This is a genomic window from Streptomyces sp. NBC_01723 (genome assembly GCF_036246005.1).
Lineage (GTDB): Bacteria > Actinomycetota > Actinomycetes > Streptomycetales > Streptomycetaceae > Streptomyces.
In genome coordinates this window covers 5,223,226-5,244,647 of the sequence record NZ_CP109171.1, presented here as the reverse complement: position 1 = coordinate 5,244,647, position 21,422 = coordinate 5,223,226, and the positions used below count along the sequence as shown (strand labels likewise).

Annotated in this window: 17 protein-coding genes; 5 read left to right on the top strand and 12 right to left on the bottom strand. The window is 72.7% G+C overall.

Features of this window, described 5'->3' with window-relative positions; genetic code table 11:
- Positions 1 to 39: 39 nt before the first annotated feature.
- Positions 40 to 2,271 (bottom strand): ABC transporter family substrate-binding protein, encoded by a 2,232-nt coding sequence (locus OIE75_RS24465; RefSeq protein WP_329472143.1) that lies wholly within the window; start codon positions 2,269 to 2,271, stop codon positions 40 to 42.
- A 306-nt stretch (positions 2,272 to 2,577) separates the two neighbouring features.
- Here OIE75_RS24465 and OIE75_RS24460 point away from each other — a divergent pair, with 306 nt between their 5' ends.
- Genes OIE75_RS24460 through OIE75_RS24445 form a run of 4 tightly spaced genes read left to right on the top strand, consistent with a single transcriptional unit; the run spans position 2,578 to position 6,479 of the window.
- On the top strand, positions 2,578 to 2,868 hold the full coding sequence (locus tag OIE75_RS24460; RefSeq protein WP_307014955.1) for a hypothetical protein: 291 nt from the start codon (positions 2,578 to 2,580) through the stop codon (positions 2,866 to 2,868).
- 27 nt (positions 2,869 to 2,895) lie between these two features.
- A complete protein-coding gene (locus OIE75_RS24455; protein WP_307014954.1) occupies positions 2,896 to 3,732 on the top strand; it encodes a hypothetical protein in 837 nt (278 codons plus the stop codon).
- 36 nt (positions 3,733 to 3,768) lie between these two features.
- Positions 3,769 to 5,715, top strand: a complete 1,947-nt coding sequence (locus OIE75_RS24450; RefSeq protein ID WP_329472142.1) for a fumarate reductase/succinate dehydrogenase flavoprotein subunit — start codon at positions 3,769 to 3,771, stop codon at positions 5,713 to 5,715.
- Positions 5,712 to 6,479, top strand: a complete 768-nt coding sequence (locus OIE75_RS24445) for a succinate dehydrogenase/fumarate reductase iron-sulfur subunit (RefSeq protein WP_307014952.1) — start codon at positions 5,712 to 5,714, stop codon at positions 6,477 to 6,479. Before OIE75_RS24450 ends, OIE75_RS24445 begins: the two co-directional genes overlap by 4 nt.
- Before the next feature lies 1 nt (position 6,480).
- Here the strand turns inward: OIE75_RS24445 and OIE75_RS24440 are convergent, their stop codons facing one another.
- From OIE75_RS24440 to OIE75_RS24400, 9 genes are all read right to left on the bottom strand, one after another.
- On the bottom strand, positions 6,481 to 7,641 hold the full coding sequence (locus OIE75_RS24440) for a glycoside hydrolase family 18 protein (RefSeq protein WP_329472141.1): 1,161 nt from the start codon (positions 7,639 to 7,641) through the stop codon (positions 6,481 to 6,483).
- Positions 7,642 to 7,732: 91 nt separating this feature from the next.
- A complete protein-coding gene (locus tag OIE75_RS24435; protein WP_307014950.1) occupies positions 7,733 to 10,327 on the bottom strand; it encodes a SpoIIE family protein phosphatase in 2,595 nt (864 codons plus the stop codon).
- A 229-nt stretch (positions 10,328 to 10,556) separates the two neighbouring features.
- On the bottom strand, positions 10,557 to 10,967 hold the full coding sequence (locus OIE75_RS24430; protein ID WP_307014949.1) for an ATP-binding protein: 411 nt from the start codon (positions 10,965 to 10,967) through the stop codon (positions 10,557 to 10,559).
- A 134-nt stretch (positions 10,968 to 11,101) separates the two neighbouring features.
- Entirely contained in the window at positions 11,102 to 11,524 is a 423-nt protein-coding gene (locus OIE75_RS24425) for a (deoxy)nucleoside triphosphate pyrophosphohydrolase (RefSeq protein ID WP_307014948.1), read from the bottom strand.
- Positions 11,525 to 11,578: 54 nt separating this feature from the next.
- The gene (locus tag OIE75_RS24420) at positions 11,579 to 11,770 is read right to left on the bottom strand and encodes an SPOR domain-containing protein (protein ID WP_307014947.1); all 192 of its coding nucleotides are present in this window, start codon (positions 11,768 to 11,770) and stop codon (positions 11,579 to 11,581) included.
- A gap of 590 nt (positions 11,771 to 12,360) precedes the next feature.
- A complete protein-coding gene (locus OIE75_RS24415; protein WP_307014946.1) occupies positions 12,361 to 13,113 on the bottom strand; it encodes a GntR family transcriptional regulator in 753 nt (250 codons plus the stop codon).
- A gap of 147 nt (positions 13,114 to 13,260) precedes the next feature.
- Positions 13,261 to 14,475, bottom strand: coding sequence for a DUF4190 domain-containing protein (locus OIE75_RS24410; RefSeq protein ID WP_329472140.1), 1,215 nt, complete (start codon positions 14,473 to 14,475; stop codon positions 13,261 to 13,263).
- Between the two features lie 246 nt (positions 14,476 to 14,721).
- Positions 14,722 to 16,302: a S8 family peptidase gene (locus OIE75_RS24405; RefSeq protein WP_329472139.1), complete on the bottom strand. Its 1,581-nt coding sequence runs from the start codon at positions 16,300 to 16,302 to the stop codon at positions 14,722 to 14,724.
- 220 nt (positions 16,303 to 16,522) lie between these two features.
- Positions 16,523 to 17,386 (bottom strand): SDR family NAD(P)-dependent oxidoreductase, encoded by an 864-nt coding sequence (locus OIE75_RS24400; protein ID WP_329472138.1) that lies wholly within the window; start codon positions 17,384 to 17,386, stop codon positions 16,523 to 16,525.
- Between the two features lie 115 nt (positions 17,387 to 17,501).
- Here OIE75_RS24400 and OIE75_RS24395 point away from each other — a divergent pair, with 115 nt between their 5' ends.
- Positions 17,502 to 18,434, top strand: a complete 933-nt coding sequence (locus OIE75_RS24395) for a LysR family transcriptional regulator (protein WP_329472137.1) — start codon at positions 17,502 to 17,504, stop codon at positions 18,432 to 18,434.
- Positions 18,435 to 18,441: 7 nt separating this feature from the next.
- On the opposite strand, the gene OIE75_RS24390 is transcribed toward OIE75_RS24395, so the two are convergent.
- Positions 18,442 to 20,667, bottom strand: coding sequence for a DEAD/DEAH box helicase (locus OIE75_RS24390; protein ID WP_329472136.1), 2,226 nt, complete (start codon positions 20,665 to 20,667; stop codon positions 18,442 to 18,444).
- Between the two features lie 53 nt (positions 20,668 to 20,720).
- Positions 20,721 to 21,293, bottom strand: coding sequence for a helix-turn-helix domain-containing protein (locus OIE75_RS24385; protein ID WP_125492664.1), 573 nt, complete (start codon positions 21,291 to 21,293; stop codon positions 20,721 to 20,723).
- Positions 21,294 to 21,422 lie beyond the last annotated feature (129 nt).

Genomic DNA, 21,422 nt, shown 5'->3' with positions numbered 1-21,422 from the left:
CCCCGGGCACTGGAGCTTGCCGGGAGGGTGAGGGCGGGCTCAGGACGAGGGCGTGGCCGAGGGCCGGGAGCCGTTCGCGCCCTTCTTCAGGAAGCCCATGTCCTGGTAGACCGGCGTCTCGAAGCCGAAGGCGCCCGCGTTGGCGAGGTTCTTGCGGGCCGCGATCAGCTGGGGGCGCTGGTAGAGCGGGATGGAGCCGGCCGCCGCCCAGATCCGCGAGTCGGCCTTGCGCAGCAGGTCCCGCGCCTCCCCCTCGTCCAGCGTGCCCATCGCCCGGTCGAAGAGCTGGTCGACCTGGTCGGTGCCGACCCGGGTGTAGTTCTGCGCGACGTTCAGCGAGCCGTCGGCGGCCGGGACGGGCTTGGCGTAGATGGGGCGGGCGTCGGTGGCGGGGAAGGCGGAGGCGGGCCAGGAGTAGAGCGCCAGGTCGTACTCGCCGGCGGCGATGTGGTCCTTGAAGTAGCTCTCGTCCGGCACCTTGGTGATGTCGGTGCCGACGCCGATCCTCTCCAGCATGTCCGAGACGCGGTCGGCGACGGTGCGCAGCGCGTCGGAGCCGGGTCCCGAGGGGAGCACGAAACGCAGGGTGAGCGCCTTGCCGTCCTTGGCGACGGGGGCCTCGGCGGCGGCCGGGGCGGCGGTGCCCTTGGGGGCGTAGGCGCCGGGGGCGCCGCCCTGCGCGGTGTTCTTGCCGCTGCTGTGCTTCTCGCCGCTCTCCTGGTCGGTGCCGGCGTCCTCGTTCCTGGCGCCGCCCTCGTTCTTGCCGTCGTTCTTCTCGTCCTCGCCGACGATGTACGTCCCGTCGTCGTCGCCGTCCTCGGACTTCTTGCCGTCGCCGTCCTTGTCGCCCTCGGCCCCGGCCGCCTTCTCGCCCTCCTTGCGCTTCTTCACCGGGCCGCCGGGCACCCATCCCGCGTCCGCGAGCAGGGCCCTGGCCTCCTTGGCGTTCTGCTCGCCGAGCGCGCCGCTGCCGTCGGCGTAGGCGGGCTGACCGGCCAGCGCGATGTGGCTGCCGACCGGCTCGGCCGGCAATCCCAGCGGCCCCAGGACCGCCTTGGCCAGCTTCCCCCGGTCCAGGGCGCGGGCCACGGCGCGGCGGACGCGCTCGTCGGCGAGGGGACCGTCGGCGCCGTTGAGGGCGAGCTGGGTGTAGGCGGGCTCCAGGGACTTGCGCACCTCGAAGCCGCTCAGCGCACGCTGCCTGCGTTCCCGCTTGGCCAGCGCCTCCTCCCGTTCCTCGCGGGCGAGGGTCTCCTCCTCGGCGTCGTCCTCGTCGGATCCCTTGGCGAGCGCCCAGGAGCGCAGCGCCTGCGCGGCGGACCTGCCCTGCCGGCTCGCGGAGGGGCTGCCCTGCGGGCCCATCAGCGGGGTGCCGGTGCCGGCGTCCCGGGGGCCGGCGGCCACGGCGACCTCCTCGGCCGTGTCCGGGTCGATCTCCGCGAGGTCGAGCTCGCCCGCCGCGAGCTGGGAGACCCGCTTCTCGCGGGGGACGGCGCGCAGGACGATCTGCTTCAGCTTGGCCGGCTCGCCCCACCAGCGGGGGTTGCCGGTGAGGACGACCTCGTCCTCCTTGGTGTCGACCTTCTTGACCGCGAAGGGCCCTGCGGTGGTCTTCAGCTCGCGGCGCGCGCCGTCGTTGAAGGCGTCGGGGGTGCCCATGACGTCCTTCGGGTACAGCGGCGTGAACAGGGACTTCCAGTCGGCGTAGGGCCGGCTGAAGGTGACCTTGACCTCCAGGTCGTCGCCGCCGCGCTCGATCTTCTCGATGCGGTCGTAGCCGGCGTTGCGGGCGGTCCAGTACGCGCTGTCCTTGCCGGACAGGGCGCGCCACTGGGCGGCGAAGTCGGCGGCGCCGATCTCGCGGCCGTCGCTCCAGACCGCCTGCTGGTTCAGCTTGTACACGACGACCTGTTTGGGCTCGGTGTCGACGACCTCGGCCGACTCCAGGTAGTCCGGGTTGCGGACCGGGCGGCCGGTCTCGTCCATCCGGTACATCGAGGGCAGCACGGCCTGCGCGACGCGGGTCGTGGTCGCGTCGGCGTCGGACTGGAAGGCGTTCAGGGTCTCCGGCACGGAGTCCGCGGCCCAGCGCAGGGTGGCGCCGTCGGCGATCCGCGCGCGGGCCGCGGCGGCGGTGTCCTGCCCGGCGAGCGGCTTGCCCTTCGGTTCCTCGGAGGTGCAGGCGGCCAGCGCGGGGACGGCGAGCGCGCCCGCGGTGAGGAAGGCGACCGAGCGCATCACAGCGCGCGGTCCGACGCCGACGTGGGACATCTCTGCTACCTCCGGAAGGCCGCGGGCGCGGTGATCGCTCTAGCGGTATTTGGAGTTGATCATTTGTATTCAGCCGGTCTGTGGCCACTGAAGGGGAAAGGATTCGGCAACGGAGGGCGACACGGCGGCGACGGCCAGTAAGGCCACCCGAGTGGAGCAACGGACCCAGGAGTGCATCCACGCGCCTCGATCAATCGGTGCACATCCCTTCCCACCGCCGGGTGTGACGCGCAACACTCGCAGGCGCATGAACGTCGCCATCCAAGGCCGGCCCCTGGCCGCGGCCGAAGGAAGTGAGGTCACGTCATGTCCGTGCACGAGGAACTGACAAGGATCCAGCACACCCTCGACGACCTGTCCCGCTCGGTGGGCCGCCTGGAACAGCAGGTCGGCAGCGGAGGCCTGGAGATGCGCCGGGTCCGCACCGACGCCGAGCACCTGCGCGAGAGCGTCGCGCTGCTGCGGGAGGCCGCCGCCTCGCCGGGCGCGCCGAAGCGGCCCGACCTCGTCACCATCTCCGACGATCCGTACGACCTCTCGCTGTGGACGGACACGGACGACGAGGGACTGGGCGCCCGCGACCGCCACGCCCCCTGAACCCGCCCCGACGACCGGAGTCGCCCAGTGGCCACTGGTACCGAACCTCCAGACACCGACCCCCATCCCCGGGGCGGCGGCGTCCACACCCCGACGCGCGCCGCCATCCGCGCCCCGCACCTGCGCACCGACCGCTGGTGGCTGGCCCCGGCCGCCACCGCCGCGGGCCTGCTGGCCTTCATCGTCTACTCGACCTGGCGGGCCTTCGCCAACGCGGACTACTACGCGGCCCCCTACGTCTCGCCCTTCTACTCCCCCTGCCTGGCGGAGAACTGCGAGCCGATGCGCGGCGGGCCCAACTGGGAGCTGTTCGGCGGGTGGTGGGGCATCTCACCCGCGATCATCATCCTGGTCTTCCCGCTCGGCTTCCGCCTGACCTGCTACTACTACCGCAAGGCCTACTACCGGGGCTTCTGGGCCTCGCCGCCCGCCTGCGCCGTGGCCGAGCCGCACAAGAAGTACACCGGCGAGACCCGCTTCCCGCTCATCCTGCAGAACGTCCACCGGTACTTCTTCTACGCGGCGCTGCTGGTCGCCCTGATCCTCACCTACGACACCGTGCTCGCCTTCCGCGACGAGGACTACGCGTGGGGCCACATGGGTCTGGGCACCCTGGTGTTCCTCGCCAACATCGTGCTGATCTGGGCGTACACCCTGTCCTGCCACTCCTGCCGGCACATCGTCGGCGGCAAGCTCAAGCACTTCTCCCGGCATCCCGTGCGCTACCGGATGTGGCAGTGGGTCGGGAAGCTCAACGCCCGGCACATGCAGCTCGCGTGGGCGTCGCTGGTGAGCGTGGGGGTCGCCGACCTCTACGTGTATCTCGTCGCGTCCGGTGCCTTCGACGATCCGCGCTTCTTCTGATGAGTTCCGACGAGTTCCGATGAGTGAGGCCTTCTGATGTCCGTGGTCGACCGGCAGCAATGGGACGTCGTCGTGGTGGGCGCGGGCGGCGCCGGGCTGCGCGCCGCCGTCGAGGCCCGCGAGCGGGGCGCCCGTACGGCCGTGATCTGCAAGTCGCTGTTCGGCAAGGCGCACACCGTGATGGCCGAGGGTGGCATCGCGGCCGCCATGGGCAACGTCAACTCCGGGGACGACTGGCAGGTCCACTTCCGCGACACCATGCGCGGCGGCAAGTTCCTCAACCAGTGGCGGATGGCCGAGCTGCACGCCCAGGAGGCGCCGCAGCGGGTGTGGGAGCTGGAGACCTGGGGCGCGCTGTTCGACCGGACCGAGGACGGCCGGATCTCCCAGCGCAACTTCGGCGGCCACGAGTACCCGCGCCTCGCCCACGTCGGCGACCGCACCGGCCTGGAGCTGATCCGCACCCTCCAGCAGAAGATCGTCTCGCTCCAGCAGGAGGACTTCCGGGAGACCGGCGACCACGAGTCCCGGCTCCGGGTCTTCCAGGAGTGCACGGTCACCCGCGTGCTCAAGGACGGCCGCCAGGTGTCCGGCGTCTTCGGCTACGAGCGGGAGACCGGCCGCTTCTTCGTGCTGGAGGCGCCCTCGGTGGTGATCGCCACCGGCGGGATCGGCAAGTCCTTCAAGGTGACGTCGAACTCGTGGGAGTACACCGGGGACGGCCACTCCCTGGCGCTGCTCGCCGGAGCGCCCCTGCTGAACATGGAGTTCGTGCAGTTCCACCCGACGGGCATGGTCTGGCCGCCCTCGGTGAAGGGCATCCTCGTCACCGAGTCGGTGCGGGGCGACGGCGGGGTGCTCAGGAACTCGGACGGCAAGCGGTTCATGTTCGACTACGTCCCGGACGTCTTCAAGGAGAAGTACGCCGAGTCCGAGGAAGAGGGCGACCGCTGGTACGAGGACCCCGACCACAACCGGCGTCCGCCCGAGCTGCTCCCCCGCGACGAGGTCGCTCGCGCTATCAACGCCGAGGTCAAGGAGGGCCGGGGCTCCCCGCACGGCGGGGTCTTCCTGGACGTGTCGACCCGGATGCCCGCCGAGGTGATCAGGCGCCGGCTGCCCTCCATGTACCACCAGTTCAAGGAGCTGGCCGACGTCGACATCACGGCCGAGGCGATGGAGGTCGGGCCCACCTGCCACTACGTGATGGGCGGCATCGCGGTCGACTCCGACACGGCCGCCGCGCGCGGGGTGCCGGGGCTGTTCGCGGCCGGTGAGGTGGCCGGCGGCATGCACGGCTCCAACCGGCTGGGCGGCAACTCCCTCTCCGACCTGCTGGTCTTCGGGCGCCGGGCGGGCCGGCACGCCGCCGAGTACGCGGCGGGGAGCGCGTCCGGGACGCGTCCGCGGGTGGACGACCCCCAGGTCGACGCCGCCGCGGCCGAAGCGCTGCGGCCGTTCTCCGCGGAGGCGGAGGCGCCCGAGGACGGCCCGCCGGAGAACCCGTACACCCTCCACCAGGAGCTCCAGCAGACGATGAACGACCTGGTGGGCATCATCCGGCGGGAGCCGGAGATGAAGCAGGCCCTGGAGAAACTGGCCGAGCTGCGGGTACGGGCCCGCCGGGCGGGCGTCGAGGGGCACCGCCAGTTCAACCCCGGCTGGCACCTCGCCCTGGACCTCAGGAACATGCTGCTGGTCAGCGAGTGCGTGGCCCGGGCCGCGCTGGAACGCACCGAGTCCCGCGGCGGGCACACCCGCGAGGACCACCCGTCGATGGACCGCCGGTGGCGCCCGGTCAACCTGCTGTGCTCGCTCGCCGACCCGGCGGGCGGCCTGGGCGCGGCGGACCCGGAGCGCGGCCAGATCACCCTGGAACGGCAGACCACCGAGCCGATCCGGCCCGACCTGCTCGCCCTCTTCGAGAAGGAGGAGCTGGTGAAGTACCTCGCCGACGAGGAACTGGAGGGGCGGTCCGAATGAGCGGCTACAAGGCCCGCTTCAAGGTGTGGCGCGGTGACGTCGGGGGCGGCGCACTGGAGGACTTCGAGGTCGAGGTGAACGACGGCGAGGTGGTCCTCGACATCATCCACCGCCTCCAGGCCACCCAGGCCCCCGACCTCGCCGTGCGCTGGAACTGCAAGGCGGGCAAGTGCGGTTCGTGCTCCGCGGAGGTCAACGGGCGGCCACGGCTGCTGTGCATGACCCGGATGTCCGTCTTCACCCGCGAGGAGACGATCACCGTCACGCCACTGCGCGCCTTCCCCGTCGTCCGCGACCTGGTGACGGACGTCGGCTTCAACTACACCAAGGCCCGCGAGATCCCGTCCTTCGTCCCGCCCGCCGACCTCGGGCCGGGCGAGTACCGGATGGCGCAGGAGGACGTGGACCGCTCGCAGGAGTTCCGCAAGTGCATCGAGTGCTTCCTGTGCCAGGACACCTGCCATGTGGTGCGTGACCACGAGGAGAACAAGCCGGCCTTCGCGGGTCCGCGGTTCCTCATGCGCGTCGCCGAACTGGACATGCACCCGCTGGACGCGGCCGACGACACCGGCCTGGACCGCGGGCGCACGGCCCAGGACGAGCACGGCCTCGGCTACTGCAACATCACCAAGTGCTGTACGGAGGTCTGCCCCGAGGGCATCAAGATCACGGACAACGCGCTGATCCCCCTCAAGGAACGGGCCGTGGACCGCAAGTACGACCCGCTGGTCTGGCTCGGTTCCAAGATCCGGCGCCGGTCCTAGATCACGGGTCCTGACGGACCCAGCCCTCGCGGTATTCGTCCCAGTTCTTCTCGGTCGCCGCGAAGTCGATGTACGGGGCGACTCCGAACAGTTCCCGGTCGGCGTCCGTCCGGGACAGTCCGAGGCGGACGCCGCGGACGGCGGCGGCGACGGTCTCGGCGTGGCCCCAGTGGTCGAAGTTGCTCTCGTGGTAGAAGGGCAGGCCCATCAGCAGGTGGGTGGCGGGCGGCGTGACCTCCAGGGCGAGGGAGGTCTGCTGGGCCACGTAGCCGCCGTAGGTGCCCTCCAGGGGCTGCGCGGTGTCGTACGACATCACGGCGATCTGGTCGACGCGTCGGGCGACCTGGCCGAAGAACTCCTGCGACCACCACTTGGGGTGCTTGGTGAAGAGGCCGAAGACGGAGTGCAGTTCGGGGAGCGGGTCGATCTGGTGGGCGGCGACGGAGAGCTGCGCGTCCCGGTCCCGGGTGACGGCGCGTACGTCGTCCAGGAGGGAGAGGAAGTCCCGGTCGCCGGAGTGCATGGGCTCCAGGTCGAGGTGGACGCCTTCGTAGCCCGCGTCGAGGACCTGGCGGGCCGAGTCGACGACGGCGGCGCGGGTGGCGGCCTTCTCCAGGCGCATGCCGTCGGGGCCCTCGGTGGCGAGGACGTCGCCGAGGAACGCCTGGACGCGGACGCCGGGCAGTTCGCGGTGCACGCCGTCGATCAGCCAGCGGGCCTTCGGGTACAGCGACTTCGGCAGGGTGCCGTCGTGCTCCATCGGGCCGGTGTGGACGTACAGGTCGCGGATGCCGGTGGTCTTGACGCGGCGGGCGAAAGCGGCGAGGTCGGCGTCGTCCTTGCGGCCGTCGACCCAGGCGTGGCCGAGCCAGATCGCGTCGCGGTTCCTGGTGTACGTGCCGTCGGCGGGGTCGCCCATGTAGTTGACGCGGAGGGCGGTCTCGGCGGTGAGGAGGGGGAGGAGCAGGACCAGGAGGACGGCGAGGGTGATGCGGCGGAGCCGCCTTCTTCTCTTGGGTTTCCCACCCGCACCGCTCGTGCCGCTTTCGTCGTCGGGTGCGGATGGCCCCTGTAGGGGCTGATCGCCCTCGGCGGCTGACGGGTCGGTGGGTTTCGGGTCGGTGGGTGTCTGGTCGGTGGTCTGCGGTTCCGTGTGATCCACGGGGGTCCCCTCCCTGCGGCGCGCGTACGCTGCGAGCGTGTGCCTGCGGGGACGAGCCGGACCGGTGTTCCGGTTGCGGTCAGGGGTGCGGTCAGAACAGGCTCAGCAGGGCCTCCGCCGGGTCCGTGAGCTGGGTGTCGCCGCCCGGCAGGGGCAGTTCGAACCACACCGTCTTGCCCCGCGGCGTACGGCGGGAGCCCCAGGCCGCGCTGAGCAGCCCGACCAGTTGCAGGCCCCGGCCGCCCTCGTCGGTGTCGCGGGCGCGGCGCCTGCGGGGCTGGACCAGGCCGGAGTCCCAGACCTCGCAGACCAGGGTGCGGTCGAGCAGCAGGCGGAGCCTGATCTCGCCCTCGCCGTACCGGAGCGCGTTGGTGACGAGTTCGCTGACCAGCAGCTCCGTCGTGTCGACCAGCGGTTCCATGTCCCAGTCGAGCAGCTGTGCGCGGGCCAGCTCGCGGGCCCGGCCGACGCTGCGCGGCTCACGCGGCAGGGTCCAGTCGCCGACGGACTCCGTGGGCAGGCCCTGGACGCGGGCCATCAGCAGGGCGATGTCGTCCTCGCCGTGGTGGCTGTCGAGGGTGTTGAGGACCTGGTCGCAGACGTCCTCCAAGGGCTGGGTGGGGTCGGTGAGGGCGCCCACGAAAGCCTGGAGTCCCTCGTCGAGGGGGTGGTCGCGGCTCTCGACCAGGCCGTCGGTGTAGAGGGCGAGCAGGGCGCCCTCGGGCAGTTCGACCTCCACCTCCTCGAACGGCTCCCCGCCGACACCGAGCGGCAGGCCGGGCGGCACGTCCAGCATCAGCGCGGACTCGCCGGGCTCGACCAGGACGGGCGGCAGGTGGCCGGCGTTGGCGAAGGTGCAACGCCGGGTCACGGAGTCGTAGACGGCGTACACGCAGGTCGCCAGGTAGACCTCGGAGAGGTCGGCCTCGCGGGGGCGGCGGGCGGCCCGGGTGGCCTGCTGGACGCCTCCGGGTGCGCCGAGGCCGCGCGCGATCTCGTCCAGCTGGGAGAGCACCTCGGCCGGTTCGAGGTCGAGCTGGGCCAGGGTGCGGACGGCGGTGCGGAGTTCGCCCATCGCGACCGCAGCGCGCAGACCGCGGCCCATGACGTCCCCGACGACCAGCGCGGTGCGGTGGCCGGGGAGTTCGATGACGTCGAACCAGTCGCCGCCGACCTCGCTGGCCCGGCCGGTGGCCGCTTCGCCGGGCAGGTAGCGGCAGGCGATGTCGAGCCCGGAGGCCTCGGGGTCGCCGGGCGGGAGGAGTGAGCGTTGCAGTATCAGCGCGCGTTCGTGCTCGCGCCGGTAGAGGCGGGCGTTGTCGATGCAGACGGCGGCACGCGCGGCCAGCTCCACGGCGAGGTCGCGGTCCCGGTCGCCGAAGGGTTCGCTGCCCTTGGTCCGGGCGAACTGGGCGAGCCCGACGACCGTGTCGTGGGCGACCATCGGCACGGCGAGCGTGGACTGTACGAGGCTGCCGTCCTCGGCGGGGACGGTGCGCGGGCGGCCGGTACGCAGGGCGTCCGCGCAGGGCGAGTTGAAGGGGTAGTGGTGGACGGCGCCGAGCTGGACGCGCTCGCCGGCGCCGTGCAGGGGCGCGTCGGAGACGGCACTGGAGTAGGCGACGCGGCGCAGCTCCGCGGAGCCGTCGGCGAGGCCGGCCGGGGTCTCGTCGCCGACCAGGAGGCCCTGGTAGAGGTCGACGGTGGCGAGGTCGCAGAAGCCGGGGACGACGACGTCGAGGAGTTCGCGGGCGGTGGTCTCCAGGTCGAGGGAGTTGCCGATGCGGGCGCCGGCCTCGTTGAGCAGGGCGAGGTTGCGGCGGGCGGCGGCGGCCTCGCGGGCGGCGGCGCGGCGTGCGGTGATGTCGGTTCCCAGCCAGGCGACGCCGATGGGGCGGCCCGAACCGCTGTGGACGCGGTAGAGGTTGACCGACCAGTGGCGGCGTTCCTCCGAACCCGGCACGAATCCCGTGACGTGCATGTCCGTGATGGAGTCGCCGCTCTCCAGCACCCGGCGCAGGGTCGCGGAGACCCGGTCGGCCTCGGCGCGCGGCAGATAGTCGTGTACGCCCTTGCCGCGGTGGTCGTCGGGCGTGCCGCCGAAGGTGGAGGCGAACCGCTGGTTGGCGCGGCGCACCCGGAGGTCGGGGTCGATCAGCAGGAAGCCGAACGGAGACTGGCCGAATATGGCCTGCGAGGCGGCGAGGTCGGTCTCGATGCTGCGCAGGACGCGCACGTCGACGACGATGCAGACGGCGGCCTTCTCGCCGTCCTCCGTCCGCGTCGGCATGACGTACACCTCGGCGAGGCCGCGTGTTCCGCGACGGGTCCCCGTCCCGGTCCCGGAGCCGCTGTCCGCGTCCGGCGCGCGGAAGGGGACCACACCGGTCCACTCCCGGCCGTCGAGGATCTCGGCCATCTTCCGCTGGCCGCGCTCCCGCAGGTCGGGGTCGATGAAGGCGTCGATGGGGTCGGTACCGACGGCGTGTTCGGCGGGGATGCCCAGCAGTTGCTCCGCACGCAGGCTCCACTGGTCGACGAGCCCGTCTGCGCCGATGGAGAAGGACGCGACCTTGATGTAGTCGTAGATGGAGCCGGGCGGGCTGCTCTGCCACACCGCGTCACCGAGTGGCGCGTCGTCCGACGGGCCCTCCGACTTCGTGGGCCTCGCTGGTATCTCGCTCACGCGAACCGTCCCCTCCAGCTCACCGCGTCCGGCACCGGTCACCAAAGGCGGCTGCCCGCAGTATCCAGCACTACGGCGCCGCACAACACGGTGTTCACGATCACAGCACGGTCCCGATGGTTTTCGGTCCGGGCCGCGCCAACACTTCCAGTCTTCTAACCAGCGGGCACGGCATCGAATCACGCTGTTCCACAACTGCCACTGGCCTGAACCAGTTGTAGCCGTTCTGTCATCCCGGGAGCGTGAGTTCGAACCACACCGTCTTGCCCGCGTCGCCGGCCCGGGTGCCCCAGCGGTGCACGGAGGATGCCACCAGCTGGAGACCGCGGCCGTCCTCGTCCTCGGGACGGGCGACGCGCTCGCGCGGCGGGTCGGGCAGCGGGTCGGAGACCTCCACCAGCAGGATCCCGGGCGGTGCGGCGGGGCGGCGGAGCAGGCGGACGCCTATGGGGCCGGTGGCGTGCCGCAGGGCGTTGGTCACCAGTTCGCTGACGAGCAGGATGGCGATGTCGCCGACACTGTCGAGGTCCCACTCGCGCAGGGCGCCGCGGACCTGCCGGCGGGCGGTCCGCACGGCGTCCGGCACCGCGGGAAAGACCCACTCCGCGCGGCCGCCCTCGCTGTCGATCACGCCGCTCACTTCCTGGCCGGCGATCCCCCACCCATGTCCGGTTTCATGGGGTTAATGGGCACATACCCGTGATTCGGGCTCGGTACCGCTCGGGAGGGCGCACTGTGTCACGAACGGCGTGCGGGGCGCCCGTGGCGGCACGTTCACGTACCCTTCGCGTCCGTCGCGCCCAGCCCGAGGTGCGCGAGCGCCCGCTCGACGGCCGGCACGTCCTGGTCGAGCCAGGGCACGTCCCAGATGCGGGCGGGGGTCAGCCAGCGCAGGGCGTCGTGGTCCTCGAGGGGTTCGGGGTCGGGGGAACCGGGGAGGAGCCGCGCGGTCCACACGTGCAGGACGAAGGGTGATCTCAGGGGCCATTGACCCGGGACACGCTCCCCGGCTTCGGCCGCCACTCCCAGTTCCTCGCGCAGTTCCCGCACGAGGGCGGCCTCGGGCGTCTCGCCCGCCTCGACCTTGCCGCCGGGCAACTCCCAGCGTCCGGCCAGTTCGGCCGGAGCGCTGCGGCGCGCGGCGAGCAGACGTCCGCCGTCGACCAGGGCGGCGCCCACCACGATCCGTTCCGTCATGCGCCGGAGCCTACGGGCTGCCGGACGGGCTCGTCGGCCCCGGTCAGTCCGCGGTCAGTCCGCCCCGCCCTTCCCGTTCGCGCCGAGCCGCTCGACCCAGTAGAGCTGCTGGTGGCCGCGGCCGTCGAGGGTGTCCGCGATCTTCTGGGCCTCGGCCCGGGTCGCGTACCTGCCCACGCGGTAGCGATTGCCGTTGTCGTCCTGCCGGAAGACCAGCCAGGGAAGAGTGACCGTGCTGTCGTTCATCGCGCCCCTCCACTTCCCGCCCGCGGCTCGTGCCGCGCCCCACCCGCCAAGGAAACCCCGATCCGCATATGCCCGAGCCTACGCCCAACCTTCACGGAGCGAATACGGCTTTACACAAAGAGGTACGCAACCAGCCAGAACGCAGGGGGCGCACGATGCGGAACGCGCCGCCTCCGCGCCCCGATGCGTCCGGTCGTAGGCATGCCGGGTCCAAGGGAGGCCACCTGCGGGAACGACCGGATTGACCGGATTCATGCGCTGCGCGGAGGGCGGGACCGGGCGGCCGGGCGGGCCGACGGGCACGGGAAAGGGGCGCGGGAGGCGCACGGGAGGCGTGCGCCATCTCACACCCCTACGGGGCACCCCAACTCGCCCGGCGGCGCTGCTGGTTGATGAGCGGGGGCGCCGCCGGGGTGACGGGCGGGGGCCGTCGGCGGGTGACGGACGAGGCCGTCGGCGGGTGACGGACGAGGCGTGACCGGCGGACGGACGGGGGCCATCGGGTGGCGGCGGGAGGCGCCATCGGGTGACAAACCGGGACCGCGACCGCCGGACGGACGGGCGGCGGCGCCTGCCGGTGGAAGAGGGCGCTACCTCACCGGCAGGTGGTAGGCGACCCGGTATCGGTCGGCGGGGACGACCACCTCGGCCGTTTCCACCGCGCGGCCCGAGGCGTAGAACGTGCGCTGGACGACCAGGACCACATGTCCGGGGACACCTCCGAGGGCGAGCAACTCCTCGGCGAGGCCGGGGCGGGCGCCGACCTCCTCGGTGACGTTGTCGACGACGACGTCGATCGCGGCCATCCGCTCGACGACGCCCATGCCGCCGAGCGGCCCCTCCTCGGGCAGCATCACGGGCGTGCGGCCGGTGAGGTCGAGCGGCTCCCAGGAGGTGGAGAGCATCATGGCCTCGCCTGCCTCCCGGAAGACGTACCGCGTGCACATCACGCGGTCGCCGGGCTTGATGGCGAGCCGCTCCGCCACGGCGACGCTCGCCTCGGCCTGCTCGCTGCGCGACTCCCACGTGCCGTGCGCGTCGCCGTCGGCCTGCTCCTGCCGGAAGGGGGTGGCGCCCCCGGTCGGCCGGTACCCGGAGCGGGCGACGCGGCGGGGCACGGGCCGCTCGCGCACATACGTCCCGGAACCGGAGCGGCCCTCGACCAGCCCCTCGGCCATCAGCACCTTGCGCGCCTCCAGGGCGACGGTGTCCGAGACGCCGTACTCCTCGCGGATCCGCGCCTGCGACGGCAGGCGGGCATGGGGCGGCAGCAGGCCGTCGACGATTCTCTTGCGGAGATCACCCGCGACACGCAGATACGCCGGCTGCTCACCGAATGTCACTGGCCGCTCCCATCAGGTTGTACAGACAGCAACAGCGTGGCAACCGTAGGTTGTACCAGGCAAGCAAAGGCCAGAGAATCACTCGATGTGATGACTTGTGCCGCCCGAGGGCTTTACGCAGGCACTTTCTCCCCGTTATAGGAGCGATCACACCTCCAGACCGGAGTCACCCCCGCCGCCGTCGCCACCGCTCCCGTACTCCGGCGGCGTGGTGGCCAGCCCCAGGGCCTTGCGGGCGGTGACCGTGGTGTCGGCGACGACGAGGTCGTAGCCCTTGCCGTAGTGCTCGTAGTACGCGTCGACGTCGGGGGCCTTCGCGGCCAGCGCCCACTCCTTCTGCGCCGCCTTGAGGTCCTCGACCAGTTCGGCGACCGGACGGTCGGCGTCGGCGGGCCAGTCGTGCCGTTCGAGCATCGTGACCTCGCCCCTGAGCGCCTCCGACACCTGCCCCGCCCAGACCCGGTAGCCCGCGAAGTCGTCCTCGACGGCCTCCGCGTCGGGCACCTCGTCCATCGCCCGGTTGAGGTACCCCTCCGCCACCAGGTACGTGTGCTGGTCCGAGTCGAGTCCGGCGCCGTCGTTGCGGAGCGAACCGGTCAGCGTGGCCCGCTCGTCCGTGTTCCCGAACAGGCAGGTGATCTCCCGGTCGCCGGTCCGCCAGCTCTCGGAGGTCGGGGTCAGGTAGTACACGTCGACGTCGGCCGGCAGCGCCCACCGGTCCATCGCGTAGGCGTCCTGGAGGGCGTAGCACTGGTCGTCCGCGGCCCGCGTGATCTCCGCGTCGCCGGGGAAGGAGCCGCCCGGCAGCTCGAAGGCGGCGAACACCTCGCCGTCGTGCTCCTCTTCGCAGGACACCTCGTCGACGTCGTACGTCACGCCCTGGAGGGAGCCGCTGGGGGTGGTGAAGCACTGGCCCTTCTCCAGCGCGTAGGCGGTGCCCTCGCCGCGCGCGGCGTCCCGGAAGCCGTCCCAGAAGTCGGCGGCGCCACCCGTGGCGAGCGACACGGCCCACAGGACCAGCCCCACGGAGGACAGCACGGAACCGGCCACCGCGAACCCCTTGCCGCGCTCACCCCGCTTCCTGATCTGCGCCAGCGCGACCAGACCCAGCACGAGCCCGACCGCCGGCACGAAGCACAGGACACCGAGCACGAAGGCGGCGATCGCGAGGCCGTTGACCGACGGCCGCGCGGGGTACGCCCCGTAGGGGCCGTAGGGGTTCCCGGGCTGCCCCGGATGCCCCCAGGCGCCCGGGTACGGCTGCGGAGGCACCGGATACGGCCCCGGCGGCAACTGCTGTCCCGGCGGGTACGGCCCCTGCGGATGGGGCCCTTGGGGCCCGGGCGGCGGCGGTATGGACACGTGTACCGTGCTCCTGTTTCGGACGGTGACGCGAAGGCGCCGCGGAACTGCGGCCGCGCCCCACGCGGTGGCCGGCCGATCACTCAGCGCATGGTAAGCGACCGCCGCTTCGGCCTCCGCGCCGCGTTCCCGCATTCGCGCCTCGTCCTCGCGGCGGGCCGGGTCGCCGACCCGAAGCCCCGCCGCGAGGACGAGTTCGTTCACCGAGCTGCCGTCAGAGCACCGTCGGAACTCCGTCGGAACTCGTCAGAACTGCAGAGCCCAGGCGTCGATCCGCCCGGTGTCCCACGACGCGTTGTCGCTGACGCGGAGCTTCCACGTGCCGTTCGCGGTCTCCGAGGAGGCGTTCACCGTGTACGTGGTGTTGATGTCGTCCGCGCTGCCGCCGGTGCCGTAGGCCTTGAGGGTGTACGCCGTGCCGTCCGGGGCGACCAGCTGGACCTGGAGGTCACCGATGTAGGTGTGGACGATGTTCACCTCGACCGCGAGCGACGACGGGGCGTTGCCCGAGACGCCGGAGACGGTCACCGGGGACTCGACGGTGGCGTTGTCCCGGATGGTGTGGTCGCCGGTGTTCTCGAAGCGGTCCCCGGTCGGCGGGGGCGTGTCGCCGTCGCCGACGTACAGCAGGCGGTTGGGCGAGCCGCTGCCCGGGTTCGTGACGACGCCGGTCGTGGCGGCGGACGTCAGCGCGGTCGCGACCTGCGCGGGCGTGGCCGAGGGATGGTCGGCCAGGTGGAGCGCGGCGGCGCCGGCGACGTGCGGGCTGGCCATGGACGTACCGGAGATGGTGTTCGTGGCCGAGTCGCCGCTGTTCCAGGCGGAGGTGATGGACGAGCCCGGCGCGAACAGGTCGAGGACCGAGCCGTAGTTGGAGTAGCTCGCGCGGGCGTCGCTCGACGTGGTGGCGCCGACCGTGATCGCCTCGGTCACCCGGGCCGGGGACTTGGTGGAGGCGTTGGTGGACTCGTTGCCGGCCGCGACGACGAAGGTGACGCCGGACGCGACGGCGTTGCGCACGGCCGTGTCGAGGGCGCTGTCGGCGCCGCCGCCGAGGGACATGTTGGCGACGGCCGGCTTGACCGCGTTGCGGGCGACCCAGTCGATGCCGGCGACGACCTGGGCGGTGGTGCCGGACCCCGAGTTGTCGAGCACGCGGACGCCGACGATCTCGGCCTGCTTGGCCACGCCGTAGGAGCTGCCCGCGACGGTGCCGGCGACGTGGGTGCCGTGGCCGTGGCCGTCCTGGGCGGTGTTGTCGTTGTCGATGGCGTCGTAGCCGTAGGAGGCGCGGCCGCCGAAGTCGCTGTGGGTGATGCGGACGCCGGTGTCGACGACGTACGCCGTCACGCCCTGTCCGGCGCTGTCCGGGTAGGTGTACGAGCTGTCCAGGGGGCGGTTGCGCTGGTCGATGCGGTCCAGGCCCCAGGACTGCGGGTTGGGCTGGGTGCCGGTGACGTGGAAGGTGCGGTTCTGGACGACGGAGGCGACGGCCGGATCGGCGGCGAGACGTTTCGCCTCGGTCTCGGAGGCCTCGACCGCGTAGCCGTTCAGGGCCTTGGTGTAGGTGCGCTCGATGTCGGCGCCGTACTTCTTCGCCAGCGCGCGGCCCGCCGCGGAGCCGGACTTCGCCTCGTCCGCCTTCAGGGTCACGATGTAGCTGCCGGCGACCGCGTTCGCCGCGTCCGCGTACTGGACGTGGCCCTCCGCCGCGGTGGCGGGGAGCGCGGAGACGAGGCTCGCGGCGAGGGCCGCGGTGGCCACGGCGCCGACGGCGGACAGTCTTCGCCGGTTGGTGCGAGGGGGGTTGTGACGCAGCACTGCCATGTGAGGGGTCCTCCTCAGTCGGTGGTGCGTGGTGGGGTTCGTGCACGCCGAGCAGACCGCCCCCGGAGGCCATTAGGTCATGACCATGTCAAGGTGGGGCGGTTTTGGTGCGTCAGCCGAAAGATTGAGGCTTCCAGAGGAATTGCACAAGGGGCCTGCACGGATGTGCGGTCCCCTGTGTCGTTTGAGCGCACGGCTCGCCGACCGGGTCTACCGGCGCTCAGTCGTCCCTCAGTCGGCTTTCGGCCGGCTCTCGGTCCTCGAACGCCGTGGCCCGGGTCTGCTTCTCCCACGCCTCGACGTCCGCCCGCACCTGGTCCAGATGGCCGAGGACCGCGCCGACCCCGTCGTCGCCGAGCGGCAGACGCAGCGGGGTGTGCTCGGCCGCCAGGGCGGCGCGGATGACGGCCGCCGCCCTGGCGGGGTCACCGGGCTGGCTGCCGTCGCCGCCGGCCACCATCCCGCGGGTCTCGCCGACCTTGGCGTACACACCACTGTCCGCGCTGGTCCCGGCGTTGTCGGCCGCGAACAGGCTGGTCCGGAAGGCGCCCGGTTCGACGATCAGCACCTTGATCCCGAACTCCCGCACCTCGTCCGCGAGCCCCTCGGACATCCCCTCCAACGCGAACTTCGTGCCGCTGTACGCCGAGAAGCCCGCGACCGACATCTGCCCGCCCATGCTGCTCATCTGCACGATCGCGCCCGAGCGCCGCTCCCGCATGTGCGGCAGCACGGCCCGGGTCAGCGCGGCCGGCCCGAAGACGTGCACGTCGAACAGTGCCCGCAGCTCCTCCTCGCCGGTCTCCTCGAAGGCACCGACGTGGGTCCGGCCCGCGTTGTTGACGAGGAAGTCGATCCGTCCGTGCCGCGCCACCACGTCCCGCACGGCGTCCCCGGCGGCGGCCGTGTCGGCGACGTCCAGACGCAGCGCCTCCATCTGGTCCGGGTGCGCGGCGACGAGGTCGTCGAGCGCCTCGGGACGCCGCGCCGCGCCGACCACCACGTCGCCGTCGGCCAGGGCCGCCTCGGCGATCGCCCGCCCGAAGCCGCTGCTCGCACCGGTCACCAGCCACACCTTGTTCATGCCGACTCCCTCGTCACTCTTCCGTCACTCGCGTCCGTCGCATCCCTGCAACCGCCAACCACCCTGCCGGGAAACCCGGTTGCCCGTCCAAGACCCCCGCTGATAACCAACGGGCATGACGACGGACGTACATGTGCGGGAGCTGCGCTACTTCACGGCGGTGGCCGAGGAACTGCACTTCACGCGGGCCGCTGAGCGGCTGTACGTGTCCCAGCCGGCGCTGAGCAAGCAGATCCGGGCGCTGGAGCGGCAGTTGGGCGCCGAGCTGTTCCGCCGTGAGCCGCGGGGCGTGTCGCTCACCGAGGCGGGCGCCGCGCTGCTGCCGCACGCCCGGCGGGTGCTGGCCGGCTGGGGCGAGGGCGCGGCGGCGGTCGAGGCGGTCCGGGCCGCGCGGCGCGGCACCCTGGTGGTCGGCATGAGCACCAGCCCCGGCCGGGACGGTCTGCTGCCGTCCATCCGCTCCCGCTTCACGGCGGCCCACCCGGAGGCGCTGGTGCGGCTGCGGCAGACGCGCTGGGAGGACCCGACGGCGGGCCTCGCCGACGGTACGGCCGACGTGGCGTACGTGTGGCTGCCGCTGCCCGACGCCGACCGCTACGCCTGGACGGTGGTCGCCGAGGAGCCCCGGCTGGTCGCCCTCCCCGAGGCCCATCCTCTCGCCGCGCGCCCGGTACTCGACTTCGCCGACCTGACCGACGAGCCGTTCCTCGCCCTGCCGCCGGAGGCGGGCGTGCTGCGCGACTTCTGGCTGGCGCTGGAGGAACGGCGTGCCCTGGGGGGTGCCGCCGCCCGGCCGCCGCGCATCGGCGCGGAGATCGCCGGCACGGAGGAGACGTACGAGGCGCTGGTCGCGGGCCTCGGCATCTGCCTCGTGGCCACGGGCAACGCTCCGCTGATCACCCTCGGGGGCGTGACCACCCGGCCGGTCCGCGGCCTGGGCCCCAGCCGTTACGCCCTGGCCCGGCGCCGGGAGGACGAGGGGCGGCCCCTGGTGCGGGGCTACCTGGAGGCGTACCGGAGGGTGCGGGCCGGGGGCGAGGCAGGGTGACGGGAGTTCAAGGCGTCGCGGTCCGTTCGTCGTTCACGCCCAGGCGGGCCTGTTCCTCCTCGACGATCCTGCGCGCCAGGTCCGTGTCCGACACGTCCACGGCGTCCGGCGTCGCCTCGGCCACCGCGCTGCGCCGGGCGTAGGCGTCGAAGAGACGGGTCTTCTTCTCCAGGAGCCGCACCATCCGCTCGTCCACCCCGCCGGTGGCGAGGAGCCGGTGCACGCGCACCGGCCTGACCTGGCCCATGCGGTGGGCCCGTGCGACCGCCTGGTGCTCGATGGTCGGCTTGATCTGGGGCTCGCACACGACCACCACCGAGGCGGCCTGCATGTTGAGCCCGATCCCCGCCGCCTGGATCTGCGCCAGCAGCACCGCCGGGCCGGGCACCGCCGTGAACGCGTCGACGAGCGCCTGCCTGCGGGCGGGCGGCACTGCGCCGGTGAGCGGGCCGAACACCGTTCCGTACGGCCGGGGTTCCGCGCCGTCGGGAGCGCCGAGGGCGTCATCGACCACGCGCAGGACGTCCCGGAAGTTCGAGAAGACCACGACCTTCAGCCCGTTCTCCCCGGCCTCCCGCACGATCTCCCGGAGCCGGCCGAGCTTGGCGGACTTCTCGGGGCGGGCGTACGCCGCCCTGCGCATCGCCATGAAGTTGCCCTCGCGCACGGCCTCCCGGTAGGCGTCCTCGTCGGCGGCGCTCAGCTCCTCCCACTCGTCCGTGTGCTGGAGGCTGGGCAGTTCGGTGAGCACGTCCTCCTGGTTGCGGCGCAGGTAGACGGGGGCGACCGCCTTGCGGAAGGCGACCGAGCCGGTCAGCCCGGTGCCGTCCTCCAGCCGGTCCGCCAGCGCGGGGTCGAGCATCCGGACCAGGTTGCGGAACTCCGCGACCCGGTTCTCCATCGGCGTACCGGTCATGAACAGGACGTGCTCGCACCGGCCGGCCCATCGGTCGACCGCCTGCGACCGCAGTGCCTGCGGGTTCTTCACGGAGTGCGCCTCGTCCACGACGAGCATCGCCGGTGCGAGCGGCCCCGCCGGCCCGGCGCCGTCCGGCCCGGCGTCGCCGCCCGGGCCCGGGAACCCGCGCAGGGAGTCGAAGGTGGTCACGGCGACCCCGCCCCGCTCCCGCCAGTCGGCGAACGCGTCCTGCCGGTCGGGGCCGTGCAGCGGGCGGACCGGCAGGGTGCTGCGGGCCTCGATCTCGCGGGTCCAGTTGACCAGGACGCTGGCCGGGCAGACGACCAGGAAGTGCGTGTGCCCGCCGGCCGCCAGGTGGGCCAGGGCCGCGATGGCCTGGATGGTCTTGCCGAGCCCCATCTCGTCGCCGAGGATCACCCGGCGCCGCGCGAGGGCGAACCGCGCGCCGAACGCCTGGTAGCCGCGCAGGGAGACCCGGCGCCGGGAGTCGTCGAGCCGCAGTCCGCGGACCCGCTCGGCGATGTCGTCGGGCAGGAACCCCTCGGCCGCGGCGGTGTCGGAGGCGTGTCCGGCGATCTCGCCCAGCACGCCGTAGTACTCGGCGGAGCGCAGCTCGAAGTCCGTCCAGGCCGCGAGGTCGCCCGCCGGTCCCCGCAGCAGGTCCACCGAGGCCTGGGCCAGCAGTCCGGGCGTGTCCGCCCGCTCGGCCTCCTCGGTGACGGACCGGATCTCCGCCACGGCCTCCAGCGCGCGGGCCTTCTTCGCCCGCCCGGCCAGCAGCAGCCCGATCCGCCCGGCGGCCGGACGCGCGTCGGCCAGCAGCGGGCCGAGCCGCCGTGTCAGCCCGGCCGCCGCGTCGAGCGCCCGCCGCGCCTCTGGGCCCGCCCCGACCAGCACGTGCAGGGCGGCGACCAGGGCGGTCGTGCGCGGTTCGGGCCGGTCCACGTCCAGGTGCACGGCGGCGGCCTCTCCGGCCGCCTCCGCCAACTGCCGTCCGGCGGCGATGATCTGGTCGACGGTGCGCTGTCCCACTCCGGGGATCTGCCGCAGCCGGTAGGGGCCCGCGTCCAGGACCGCGCGGACCGTGCCCAGGCCGCTCTTCTCGACGGCCCCGAGCCGCAGCCGCCCATCGGTGACGTCCTGCAACCGGGTCACGGGGATGGCGTCGAGGGCCTGCTCCACCGCCTCCTCGTGCAGCGGCTTCAGCGCCGCCCGCACCGCCTCGACGGCCCGCTCGTGGTCACCGGCCAGCGACCGGGCCGCCTCGTGCAGCCGCGTGCCGCGTGCGACCGCCTCCCGCTCACCGCGCCCCATCCGGTACCGCGCCCCCTCCCGGCCGCTCCCCGGCCGTCCCTCCGGCCCGCCGTTCAGCCGCTGTGCACATGCGCGCGCACTCCCTGCAGCCCGAACAGGACGAGCAGTTCGACCGCGCCCCCGTCGGCGCTGCCCAGCCAGTGCGGCAGGGACGTGTCGAACTCGGCGGCCTCACCGGAGGACAGCGTCAGGTCGCGCTCCCCGACCAGCAGCCGCAGCCGGCCGCTCAGCACGTACAGCCACTCGAAGCCCTCGTGCGTCTGCGGGGTCGGTTCGAGCGGCGCCGGCCGGCTCGGGATGATCATCTTGAACGCCTGGGTCCCGCCGGGCCGCCGGGACAGCGGCACGAAGACCATGCCGAAGCGCCGGACGGGCTTCAGGTGGATCCGCGGATCACCCGTGCGCGGGGCGCCGACCAGGTCGTCCAGCGGGACGTCGTAGATCCGCGCGAGCGGCAGCAGCAGCTCCAGGGTGGCCCGGCGCTGTCCGCTCTCCAGCCGCGACAGGGTGCTCTCCGACACCCCGGTCGCCGTCGCGAGGTGGGCCAGGGTGATGCCCCGGTCCCGGCGCAGCGCGCGCAGCCTCGGGCCCACCGCGTCGAGTACCTCGTCCGTTCCGGCGTCCATCCGGCCACCTTGCCACAACGGCAAGTTTTCGTGCCACATGGCCGGGGGCCGCTGAGACTGGCGGCATCAACACACGAGCGCGACGACACGAGCGTCACGGCATGAGCATCACGACAGGAGAGGAAGGAG